Genomic DNA, 11,792 nt, shown 5'->3' on the forward strand with positions numbered 1-11,792 from the left:
CTAAAGACTAATGACCATTGACTAAGAACTAAATTATTATACAATATATTTTTTATTTTTGATGGCGTTTTTCGCATTTTATAAAAAGCAGCTTTTCATGAGCACTATAGAGATTATCATTATCGCGATTGTCGAAGCGATGGACTGCTTCGCGGTCGCCATTTCGACCGGTCTTTGCAAATCGGGCATCAAGCGTTCGCGTGCGGTGCTCCAAGCGGTCAGTTTCGGTGTTTTTCAAGGCGGCATGACGCTCCTCGGTTTTTTCCTCGGAAGCTTTGCCGAGCGTTGGTTCAACGCGGTGGGCACCCCGATTGCCTGTGCGATTCTCTGCATTCTGGGCGCACGCATGATCTGGGGCGCCATCAAGGGCGGCGAGGCAACAGTCTCTTGCGCGCACTTAAGCCTCATGAACATTCTGCTTTTGTCGATTGCGACAAGCATTGACGCATTTGCGGTCGGGATTTCGTTTGCGTTCTTGAATGCCAACATGTTTTTTGCCACATCCGCCATTGCTCTTGCTAGTTTTGCGATGGGCGTTATCGGCTTTGAAATCGGGCGCCACGCCTCCAAGCGGTTCAAAACAAAAATCCCGGAGATTATCGCCGGGATTATCTTGATTGCCATTGGCGTGAAGATGTTTGTGTAGCGCCTTCGGTGCGACCACCTCAAACTCTTTCTATATTGCTTACCATGAGTGAGCAGAAAGATATAGACCGTACCCGCTATTTTGAGTTAAAGAAACAACTGGAAGAAGCTAGCCGTCTTTATTACAAGGACGGAGTTTCCCCCATGAGCGACCAGGATTTTGACTTTGGGCTCAAGGAGATGGAAGCGCTAGAAGCGAAGTATCCGGAATTACGCGGAAAGGGTTCGCTCACGCAGAAGGTCGGTAGCGACCTCACGAACGATTTCGCGAAGGTGGCGCATGCGGTGCCGATGCTCAGCATCGCAAACGTGTACAGCGAAGAAGAAATGCGCGAGTTTGTGAAGGCCGCGGAAGAAGGGATTGCTGCTTTAGGCGAACGCGCGACGTGGATTTGCGAGAGGAAAATCGATGGGGTTAGCCTTTCTGTGGTTTACGAGAATGGTCGCTTGAAGCAGGCGGCGACGCGTGGCGATGGAGCGCAAGGCGATGACGTGACATTGAATGCGCTCACGATTGCAGATATTCCTGAATATTTTGACGCGAAGAAATTGAAGATTGACCCGAGCGAGATTCCGCAGGGGACGTTCGAAGTCCGCGGTGAAGTCTACATGGAACGCGAGGCTTTTGAACGCTTGAACGAGCAGTTCATCTTGGAAAACAAGAAGACTTTCCAGAACTGCCGCAATACGGTTTCGGGCTCGCTCAAGCTCAAGAGCGTTGCCGAATGCAAGACGCGCCCGATGCGATTCTTTGCATACCACATTCCGCAGAGCAACAACAAGACTCACGAAGAGAACTTGAAACAGCTCAAGCGCCTTGGATTCCACACAAACGATTACTGGACCGCCGACACGGTCGATGAAATCATGGCGATTTCCGAGAAGATTGGCGCAAGCCGCGACAGTCTCCCGTTCGATATTGACGGCATGGTCGTAAAGCTGAACGATTTGCAACAGCAGCGAGAACTCGGCAGCACGAGCAAGAGCCCGCGCTGGGCCATCGCATACAAATTTAAGGCGGAACGCGCCTACACACCGCTTTTGTCTGTAGAATTCCAAGTGGGCCGCACCGGTGCCGTGACACCGGTGGCAAATCTCGCACCCGTGCGTCTCGCGGGCACGACCGTCAAGCGCGCCACCCTCCACAACTTCGACGAAGTGGCAAGGCTCGACTTGCACTACGGCGACACAGTCGGCGTAGAGAAGGGTGGCGAAATCATCCCGAAAATCACGGACGTCAAACGCGAACTCCGCCCCGCCGGAGCCTCCCCCGTTGTGGCACCTGAAAAATGTCCTGTGTGCGGCGAGCAACTGACACACATCGACGGCGAAGTGATTCTCCGTTGCGAAAACATGCACTGCCAAGCACAAGTGCAATGTCTGTTCGAGCATTTCGTGAGCCGTGAAGCGATGAACATCGAAAATCTCGGGCCAGCGCTTATCGCAAGTCTCCTTGCCACCGGCAAAATCAAGCGCATTCCAGACCTTTACCGCCTCACGCTCGAAGACCTGGAATCGCAGGAACGCATGGCAAAGAAGAGTGCGAAAAACGTCTTTGACGCCATCCAAGCATCAAAACTGCGCAGTCTCGAAAATCTGTTGCACGGTCTCGGCATCCGCTTTGTCGGCCGCACCAGTGCCCGTAACATCGCAAAGCATTTCCGCACGCTCGAAAAAATCCGCACAGCGACTGTCGAAGAATTGCAAAACGTGACTGACGTCGGTGAACGCATCGGAAAATCCGTCTACGAATTTTTCCACACGCCGCTTTACACGAACGAAATTGATGAACTCGTGGCGCTCGGACTCCCGACGGAATTCAAGGGCGTTGTCAAGACTTTATTCCAAGGTCAAACTGCAGTCATCACAGGAACGCTCCCGAGCATGGACCGCGACGAAGCCCGCAAACTCATCGAAGAGAATGGCGGCAAGGTCTCCGGTTCTGTGAGCAAAAAGACGAGCTGGGTCTTAGCAGGCGAAGCCGCAGGCTCCAAACTCACCAAGGCAAACGAGCTCGGGATTCCCGTGCACGACGAAGCATGGCTTATGGCGCAAATTGCTAATAGTGACGAGAGCGAGGATGGTGCAAACGCCAGCGAAGACCGCGCGCCCGCTGATGCCGCTAGCAACACGACAAAGCCCGCGGAAGATCAGATGACACTGAATCTATAAATTGCATAAAGCAATGGAGATTTCCACCTAAAGGTGGCCATGCGCACTATGGAACAAAGTTCCAAGTGCTGTCCGCCCGCACTGAGGCGGGAATGACAAGTCTCAAGCAAGGGATAATGTAATGTATGTCAAAAAAGAAAGGCGCCCCGAAGGACGCCCAGAACTGTTTTGATTAAAAGATTTAGCACAGCGAAGCTACAATCTGCCACCTTCAAGGAAAGGTAGAAAACCAAAGCAGCTCGTTTCGGAATAAAACTCGGCTCAAAAGCCCTCGCTTCAATCCCTAAAAACAAATGTATTAAAAATTTAAGAAAATGGCAAGATGTTTGATAGTACAACTTGGAATGGAGCCAAAACCTGTAATCGGGGTCACATTGCCTAAAATTCCATTTTTTAGTAAATTTTAGCGCATGAAATCAGTACCTATAACGCTCCTGACCGGTTACCTGGGAGCCGGCAAAACAACTCTCCTCAACTACGTTCTCAACAATCAGCAGGGCTACCACGTCGCCGTCATCGTAAATGACATTGGCGAAGTGAACATCGACCAGACTTTAATTGAAAAGGGCGGAAACATCACGAAGGAAGATTCGGGCAAGGTCGTCCCGCTTTCGAACGGTTGTATCTGCTGTTCGCTCAAGACCGACTTGATCGAACAAATTGCCGAACTTTTGGAAATGGGCAAGTTCGACTACATCCTTATCGAAGCTAGTGGTATTTGCGAACCGATTCCTATAGCCCAGACCATTAGCTTTGCAGGTAGCCAGCTCCGCAGCAAAGACGGCAGACCTCTCCCCTGCCATTTGGACAACATTGTGGCAGTCGTTGACGTGCTCCGCCTCGCAGACGAATTTGCCGGTGGCGAAAAGCTCCTCGAAGAAGACCTCGAAGAAGAAGACATTGCAAACTTGCTCATCCAGCAGATTGAATTCTGCAACACGATTATCATGAACAAGGTCGACGCTCTCAGCAAGCACGACTTGGAACACGTGAAGGCCGTCGTGAAGGCTTTGCAGCCGACCGCCAAGATGATCGAGACGAACTACGGCAAGGTCGACATGAAGGACATTCTCGACACGAAGCAGTTCGACTTCAACAAAGTTGCCGAATCGAGCACTTGGGCAATCAAGCTCAACGAAGAAGGTCACGACAACGATGACGATGATGATGACGATCATGAGGAACATGAACATCACCACCACGACCATGACGATGACCACGATGAGCACGAGCATCATCATCATGACGATGAAGACCACAGCCATTGCGACCATGAACATGGTGTTTGCCACTGCGGCCACCACCACGACAAGGACCATCCGCATGGTGACGAATACGGCATCAGCACGTTCGTGTTCGAAGACCATCGCCCGCTGAACCGCGAAAAGTTCGAAGCGTTCCTCGACGACTATCCAACGAGCATCATCCGCACGAAGGGTCTTGTATGGTTCAGCGATGAACGCAGCGAAAGCTACTTGTTCGAGCAGGCAGGCAAGCAAGCCTCCGCCCAGAATTTTGGACGTTGGTTTGCCGCCGAAAGCAAGGCCGAACAGCAGCGCATCCTCGCCGAAAATCCGCAGCTCCAGAAAATTTGGGACGAAAAGTACGGCGACCGCATCATCCGCCTGGTATTCATTGGCCAGCACATGGACAAGAAAAAGATTATCCAGGTGATGAAGGACTGCTTGGACGAGTAGTTTGCGCTTCGCGCAGTTATTAGTTACTAGTTAATAGTTACTAGAATGTGAGACGAGAATCCCCGCGACCGAAGTCGCGGGGATTTTTTCACCAACGGAGTTAAGCAGTTACTTTTCTTCGATTTCTTGCATTTCGATAGCATCGACGTCTGGCGGGAGCGGATTTCTGGAATCTTGTTTTGCTCCAAGACGTTCCAGTTTGCGGCAAGACTGCACAATGCTTGCCCCCTTATCATCGAGTTTTGCCATTCCCTTATTGTAAGCATCCTGAGCTTTACCGAGGGCGCTGCCAATATCTTCCATATTTTTCACGAACATGCCCACGCGCTTGAGCACTTCGTTCGCAAGTTCAAAGACCTTTTGCTGGTTTTGAGCCTGTTGCACTTGGCGCCAGGTCAACTTAACGATACGGAGTGCGGCAAATAGCGTCTGTTCATCGGCAATATACACTCCACGATCCATGGAATCACGCCAAAGAGAGGGTTCTTCGGAAAGTGCAGTCCAGAGAGCGGCTGAACGCGGAACAAACATGATTACAAAATCAACTGTTTCCCTCGGAGCTTTCACGTACGTCGAATACTTTTTCCGAGCAAGTTCATCCACGTGCTTCTTGAGGCTTTCAATATGTCGTTTCAAAAGGGGCTTTCGCTGTTCCACATCTTCGCAAGCGACATAGTCCATAAAAGCTTTCATGGAAACCTTAGAATCGACAATGACATCTTTTTTCGTATCCAGATGGACGATAACATCTGGGCGCATCATGCATCCGGTCTCTTCGGCACGGAGCACATTGCCACTTTCATCGCGCAGCGTTGATTGCGTTTCAAAATGAATTCCCTTTTGGAGCCCAAGCGACTGCAAAAGTTCTTCGAGGACGCATTCGCCCCAGTCGCCCTGAATCTTGCTATCGTGCTTGAAAGCGCGAATCAAGTCATCGGCGGTTTGCTTTGTCGCCTTGTTGGAATTGATGGACTGTTGCAGGACTTCCTTCAGCGAGGTATTTGCCGCAGTCTGCTGTAACGTCGTATCGTTCATGGTCTTTTCCATCTTGGCGATGGTTTCCTTGAGCGGGTTCACGAGTTGTTCCATGGTGGCATGGCCCGATTCCGAAATCTGCTTTTCGCGCTGTTTAAGCATTTCTTCAGTGGCGTTTTTCGCTTCGGCAACTAGGCGCTTCGAGATGTCATCAAAGCGAGCTTTTTGTTCTTCAAAAGCTCGGGCCGCCTCGGCTTTTGTCATTTCAAGTTGGCTTTTCAATACAGCAACTTCTGTTTTTGCACTATGTCCCAATAAATAACCAATTGCGATCCCTAATACAGCGCAAATAATGGCGACGGCAATTATCATCAAGAACTCCTTTTAACGTTCTAACAATATATCGTAATCACATTGAAATCTGTAAAATAAAACTAAAAAACTTGCACTTTCAATAGGTGACATTATATGACATTTTAAAATGGGGCGCGCAAATTTCTGGTCCGATATATAGTTTTTAATTATACAAATCAACATTAAAATAGCCATTAATTATAACAAGGTCCTGTTTCAGAGTAGTTTAATAGGATTTTTTAAGAAAATTCAGACCAACCCCTTGCCATGCGCCATTTGGATTGATATTTTTGTGGCATGATGAATTTTGTTACAAATGCAACTTTCAACCGTCGTTGGTGGCGCGGACTCTAACATAGAGCCCGGTATTTGTTACAAATCACCCAAGATTTTTAGGCAAAGGCTTCCGGACTCACGGAGGCCTTCCTTTTTACCGAAAATTGACGAAATCCTCCGGGACCTAAAGCTTTTGCGGACCATAAACGAAAGGCAAACAAGTTTTAAACTAGAGGATTAAAATGACTAAGATTACTCACATCACCGAACGCCCGGGTTACGCTCCGCGTACAGACAGCATTTACGTTGCACTCCCCGGCGAACGTTACACCCCGTTTTCACTCGCCAAGAAGCTCGGCGCAAAGGCCATCTTCGAATCGGCAAGCTTCGACCACGGTCGCAGCCGTTATTCCACTTTGATGGTGGACGAAGGTTTCCGCCTGCGCCAGAACGACAAGAACGTAAGCATTGTCGTGGATGGCAAGGAAAGTGAATTTTTAGCTGAAGGTGATGGCGATATTCTCGACGCCTTGCTCAAGATTTCCGCCGAAAATACGGTGCCGCCTAACCAGATTCCTATTCCGTCTTCGGGCGTGGGCTACCTCGGCTACGAATTCTGCGCCCGCTGCGATACGATTCGCCTCGCCCCGCAGGTAGACGAACTTAACATTCCCGAAGCTGAATTTTTGGTCGGCCACATTTACATCGTGTTTGACCACTTCACCGAAAAGCTTCACTTGTTCGCCCTGAACTACGAAGAACACCAGATTGATTTGAAGGCTGCAATTGAAAAGGTGAAGGCCCGCCTCGCCGACCTCGATTTTAGCTACCTCGCTCCGGAAAAGCAGTACGGCAAGGGCATCACTATGACCGACCTCGAACAGTCCCGCAAGGAATACACCGAAAAGGTGGAAGCATTACAGAAGCATATCATTGCAGGCAACATCGTGCAGGCAGTGCCCTCCCGCCGCATCCAGTTTGCAAGCGATATCGAAGCGCTCGACATTTACCGCCGCCTCCGCACGGTGAACCCGTCTCCGTACATGTTCTTCCTCGATTACGGAACGCACCAGTTCATTGGCGCATCGCCGGAGAGCTTGATCCGCGTGCGTGAAGGCATTGCCACAATCCACCCGATTGCAGGTACCCGCCGCCGTGGCAAGGACGACGCCGAAGATTTGGCTTTGATGAAGAACTTGAAGGGCGACCCAAAGGAACGCGCAGAACACTTGATGCTCGTGGACCTCGCCCGCAACGACCTCGGTCGCGTTTGCGACGCCGGTACAGTCGAAACCACCAAGTACATGGAATGCGAAAAATTCAGCCACGTGATCCACCTGGTTTCTGACGTACAAGGTAAAGTTTCCAAGAACAAGAAGGCGATTGAAGTGCTACGCTCCAGCTTCCCGGCAGGTACGGTGAGCGGCGCTCCGAAAATCAGCGCCATTGAAATTCTTTCCGGTCTCGAAAAAGTCAAGCGTCGTTTTTATGCGGGTGCCGTGGGTTACATCGAATCCGATGGCGACCTCGACTTCTGCATTGCCATCCGCTGCTGCTTAAAGCAGGGCAAGACCATCAGTCTCCAGGCCGGTGGTGGCATTGTCGCGGCATCGAACGCTGACCGCGAATTTGAAGAAACGAATGAAAAGCTCGGAGCGATCAGAGCTGTACTGGAGGGGGAAAATTAGTAGACAGTAGGCAGTAGGAAGTAGACAGTTTAAAATTAGGCGGCTACGCCGCGATTATATCACTTCCGACTTCCTACTTCTAACTTCCTACTGAGAACCGACACCCAACAACAACCCTGAATCACAAATTTTAAAAAAGCGAATAAAAATGATCATTATCATCGACAACTACGATTCTTTTACTTATAACGTTTATCAGGCTTTGGCCAAGATTACCACCGAAGAAATCCGCGTGCTCCGTAGCCGCGAATGCACCATCGCCGACATCGAAAAGTTAAACCCGAGCCGCCTTATCGTAAGCCCGGGCCCAGGCCGCCCCGAAGATGCAGGCATCTCCGTGGAAGCCATCAAGCACTTTGCAGGCAAGCTCCCGATTTTGGGCGTGTGCCTCGGCCACCAGGCTATCGGTTACGCATTCGGCGCAAAGATTGTACAGGCCAAGTTCATCAAGCACGGCATTGCCGAAGAAATCGACCTCGACGGCAAGGGACTTTTCCGAACCATCGGCAAGAAGAACATCTTCACGCGTTACCACAGCTTGGTCATCGACGAATCGACGCTCCCGGGCGATTTCGAAGTGACAGCCCGCGCAACCGACGGCGACATCATGGGCATTCGCCACAAGGCGCTCCCCATTGAAGGCGTGCAGTTCCACCCGGAATCTATCGCCAGCGGCCGCGCTGACGAATTCTTCAAGGCTTTCCTCAACTACCGCCGTGAACCGCTGGATGTGCGTGGCATTTTGAACACGCTCATGGAAGGCAAGGACTTGACCCGCGCCACGGCCGAAATGTTCATGGAAGACCTGACCGACGGCATCATGGACGAACGCCAGATGGCAGGCATCCTCACCGCACTCTTTGCAAAAGGCCCTGTTGCCGAAGAAATCGCAGGCTGCGCCTACGTGCTCAACAAGAAGAAACGCCGCTTCCCATACAGTGGCGAAGAACTCACGGACATCGTGGGTACCGGTGGCGACGGCAAGGGAAGTTTCAACGTGAGCTCGCTCTCGGGCATCATTGCCGCTAGCTGTGGCGCCAAAGTGGCAAAGCACGGCAACCGCGCCGTCTCCAGCAAGTCTGGCGCCGCCGACTTTTACACAGCAGCAGGCTTCAAGCTCGACATGACTCCAGACAAGGCCGCAACCGTCATCGACAAGACAAATTTCGTGTTCCTCATGGCTCCGGTCTACCACAGCGCCATGCGCTTTGCAGCCCCCGTGCGCGCTGCCCTCGGCGTAAAAACCATCATGAACCTGCTCGGACCTCTCACGAACCCGGCCGAAGCCAAGTACCTCATGCTCGGTGTTTACAGCAAGTCCGTGCTGGAACCGTTCACCAAGGCAGCAAAGGCCCTCGGTGCCAAACGCGTGATGGTCGCCATCAGCGACGACGGCTACGATGAAATTTCTCCGTGCGTGCCGACAACCATCGCCGAAATTCTGGAAGACGGCGAATATCGCGAATACCGCATTGACCCGAAGGATTTCGGCGTGCCCTCTGTGGACCCTGAAGACCTCGCAGGCGGTACGGGTGCAGACAACTTCCAGCTCGCCCTCGACATGCTGAACGGCAAGGGCCGTCCGGGAATCAAGTACGCTTGCGCCCTGAACGCCGGTGCTGCACTTTACATCAGCAAGAAGGCAGCCAGCATCAAGGAAGGCTTCGACAAGGCCATCAAAGCGATGGAAGACGGCACTGTTCTCAAGAAAATCGAGGAAGTCAAAGTCGCTACAAACGCGTAATGAGGTCCGCCGCGCTTGCTACCTTTGGGAGCGAGCGCAGGCTACGTCCTTTGTGATAAGTGCTCCGAGAAATCGGGGCTCTTTTTTTTATCAGATTAACATTGTAAAAATGGTTACAAACTACGCTTCTAACTGACTGCGAAGCACAACGATGTCTTCTAGAGAAAGATCCGTGGTTGCGGCAATTTCCTCGTCAGAAACGCCAAGCTGTATCATCTTCTTCGCGATTTCGCGGGTACGTTCTTCAATCTTCGCGTTGATGTCATCCGCGAATTCCTTGAAGATTCCCCGTCTCATGGCGTTATGGTCCCAGACCTTGTGATACATATTCCGATAAACCTCGAATTCTTTCTTGCTGATAAGCGTGCTAAACGAGCGTCGCAAAATTATGCTTGCATATTTTTCCCCAAAGAGGATAACTCAACTACGAAACTAAAGTTTCAAGTTTCGTATATATGACAATACTGTAATCAAAATCTCTTTTCTTTATATATTTTGAGGGTCCATTGCTTACCCTAGGATTGATGTCGTCAAGTTCGTATTCGGGGGCAAAATCCTTTTCCTCGTAATGGGGAGACGGTGTTTTTAAAATCATATATGTAACATAGATAATATAACACGCTAGGGCAATAAAACCGACGCCAGCAATAACTGTGAGATAAATTATTGCTTTTTTTTAGAATCTTCAATCCATGTTGAATGTATTTTTTAGATGTCACACCGTTTAATATACCTTTTTATATTTTGACAGTTTTACCTTCATCTCGCTTGCTACGAATAACCGCGTGAATTGTTTCTCACGAATCGTTGGTTCTTGCTCTTGGGCTTGTCGGGGATTGTGAGTGAAAGCAGCCCTTCCTTAACCATCGGGTAGATATGCCGAGTCATCAGATAGGCCCCGGTCAATTCGCTCTTGAACTCGGTTTCCAATTCGCTGCGGCTTCTTGGAACTTTGCAGAATTCTAAAATCCATTGCTGCAATTCTGTTAGCGGTGCGGAAATTTTTTTTAGAGTGTTGTACAAAGTCACGCGGAAAATGCCTCGAGTGCTTTCAAATTTAGGAGGTTCCAATCCGGCTTCTTCCATGGCTCGGCGGATTGTCGGTATTCCGCTGTAGCGGTTTTCGGCTTGCCCGATAATTTCGAGTGCGTTTGCAAGGTAGGGATTTCGGGTGTCCGCGCCATAATCTCCAAGCGTATCTATGCGATTGCGGCCATAAAGTCCGCCTGGATTTTCAACCTCGATTCTGTTTGTGAACATTCTGATTGTAATGGGGCAATTGTCCGTATGAATGCTGTAATCGCGATGGACGAGGGCGTTCAGGATGATTTCACGAATGGCGATAACGGGATATTCAGTCTTGTCTGTTCGTTCGCCTGTTTTTTCGTCGATGACGGTGCGCACCTTCATGTTTCGGATGACGAAAGCTACGGCATCATCCTTCATTTGTGGAATTGTCCCTTCGATACGTTTGTTGTCTAAAAAACGCTCGCCAATTTCGCCAATTCCACTGACTTCTGTTCCAGGAACTGCAACCGCTGTTATCCCTAGTTGCGGGAAATACCCTTGCGGGTAGGCACTAAACATGAATAATCCTACAATAGTCGGGTGCCCGTTTGACATAAAACCTTGCAGCATCATCCATCGTTGAACCGGAAGTGCGAATACATTGGGCTTTTTTTCTTGCAAGGCCAAAGTGTATTTCTTGAAGGCGTCCGTTTGCAATTCTTTTTTATCGGCGCGTTCGACGGGGCGTAACTCGTCTTCGATTTTTTTCTTGAACGACTCGAAGGTGTAAACCTCGTATTCTGTCATTTGTCGGTCGCTATCGCCGACGCGTACGAATGATCCCCTGAGTCGCCCGGCACCCTTATAAAAACAGGGCTTCTGGAAATCGTCCATTTCGGGGATTTCTGCACAGACGACTGTCTTACGATGTAACGTTGTTGTTGTGCAAAGAGCTTTTACTGGAGGCTCCATTTGCAGACATTGCTCAGATATTTTCTTTATCAAGTCGGCTGCGTTATATACGCCGCAAATTTTGAAATCGTTTTCTTCGTCTATACCGAACAGGATAATACCGCCATCTTTCTGATTTGAAAATGAAGATAACGTATCGAATAATCGAGGGCAGCCGCCCGCAGATTTCTTGATTTCTATATGATTGCTTTCGCTTTTTTGCGAACAGACTTCTTCAACGATTTTCTTTAATTTCTTCTCTAGCATATTTTTGACGAATCC

Annotated in this window: 8 protein-coding genes; 5 read left to right on the plus strand and 3 right to left on the minus strand. The window is 49.9% G+C overall.

Annotated elements, in window-relative coordinates; translation table 11 throughout:
• Positions 1-97 precede the first annotated feature (97 nt).
• The 3 genes from B3A20_RS10370 to B3A20_RS10380 all read left to right on the plus strand — a co-directional run bounded on the left by B3A20_RS10370 (position 98) and on the right by B3A20_RS10380 (position 4,514).
• Positions 98-646: a manganese efflux pump MntP family protein gene (locus B3A20_RS10370; RefSeq protein ID WP_290764421.1), complete on the plus strand. Its 549-nt coding sequence runs from the start codon at positions 98-100 to the stop codon at positions 644-646.
• Between the two features lie 44 nt (positions 647-690).
• Complete coding sequence (gene ligA, locus B3A20_RS10375; RefSeq protein WP_290764423.1) at positions 691-2,817, plus strand: NAD-dependent DNA ligase LigA; 2,127 nt, start codon at positions 691-693, stop codon at positions 2,815-2,817.
• Positions 2,818-3,227: 410 nt separating this feature from the next.
• Positions 3,228-4,514: a CobW family GTP-binding protein gene (locus tag B3A20_RS10380; RefSeq protein WP_290764425.1), complete on the plus strand. Its 1,287-nt coding sequence runs from the start codon at positions 3,228-3,230 to the stop codon at positions 4,512-4,514.
• 108 nt (positions 4,515-4,622) lie between these two features.
• Here the strand turns inward: B3A20_RS10380 and B3A20_RS10385 are convergent, their stop codons facing one another.
• Positions 4,623-5,771 carry a DNA recombination protein RmuC gene (locus B3A20_RS10385; protein ID WP_290764427.1) on the minus strand — a complete coding sequence of 383 codons (1,149 nt, stop codon included), beginning with the start codon at positions 5,769-5,771 and terminating at the stop codon, positions 4,623-4,625.
• Between the two features lie 590 nt (positions 5,772-6,361).
• On the opposite strand from B3A20_RS10385, the gene B3A20_RS10390 reads away from it, so the two are divergent.
• Complete coding sequence (locus tag B3A20_RS10390) at positions 6,362-7,807, plus strand: anthranilate synthase component I family protein (protein ID WP_290764429.1); 1,446 nt, start codon at positions 6,362-6,364, stop codon at positions 7,805-7,807.
• A gap of 148 nt (positions 7,808-7,955) precedes the next feature.
• The gene (locus tag B3A20_RS10395) at positions 7,956-9,551 is read left to right on the plus strand and encodes a bifunctional anthranilate synthase component II/anthranilate phosphoribosyltransferase (protein ID WP_290764431.1); all 1,596 of its coding nucleotides are present in this window, start codon (positions 7,956-7,958) and stop codon (positions 9,549-9,551) included.
• A 120-nt stretch (positions 9,552-9,671) separates the two neighbouring features.
• Here B3A20_RS10395 and B3A20_RS10400 read toward each other — a convergent pair whose 3' ends face one another.
• Together B3A20_RS10400 and B3A20_RS10405 are read right to left on the minus strand one after the other, a co-directional pair.
• A complete protein-coding gene (locus tag B3A20_RS10400; RefSeq protein ID WP_290764433.1) occupies positions 9,672-9,935 on the minus strand; it encodes a hypothetical protein in 264 nt (87 codons plus the stop codon).
• Positions 9,936-10,322: 387 nt separating this feature from the next.
• Entirely contained in the window at positions 10,323-11,777 is a 1,455-nt protein-coding gene (locus tag B3A20_RS10405; RefSeq protein WP_290764435.1) for an ATP-binding protein, read from the minus strand.
• Positions 11,778-11,792: the final 15 nt, after the last annotated feature.

Origin of the sequence: Fibrobacter sp. UBA4297 (assembly GCF_002394865.1) — a bacterium.
GTDB lineage: Bacteria > Fibrobacterota > Fibrobacteria > Fibrobacterales > Fibrobacteraceae > Fibrobacter.

Bases quoted from the DNA above. Each gene is read 5' to 3' on its own strand.
- B3A20_RS10370 (WP_290764421.1), top strand. From the start codon at position 98: ATGAGCACTATAGAGATTATCATTATCGCGATTGTCGAAGCGATGGAC.
- ligA (WP_290764423.1), top strand. From the start codon at position 691: ATGAGTGAGCAGAAAGATATAGACCGTACCCGCTATTTTGAGTTAAAG.
- B3A20_RS10380 (WP_290764425.1), top strand. From the start codon at position 3,228: ATGAAATCAGTACCTATAACGCTCCTGACCGGTTACCTGGGAGCCGGC.
- B3A20_RS10390 (WP_290764429.1), top strand. From the start codon at position 6,362: ATGACTAAGATTACTCACATCACCGAACGCCCGGGTTACGCTCCGCGT.
- B3A20_RS10395 (WP_290764431.1), top strand. From the start codon at position 7,956: ATGATCATTATCATCGACAACTACGATTCTTTTACTTATAACGTTTAT.
- B3A20_RS10405 (WP_290764435.1), bottom strand. From the start codon at position 11,777: ATGCTAGAGAAGAAATTAAAGAAAATCGTTGAAGAAGTCTGTTCGCAA.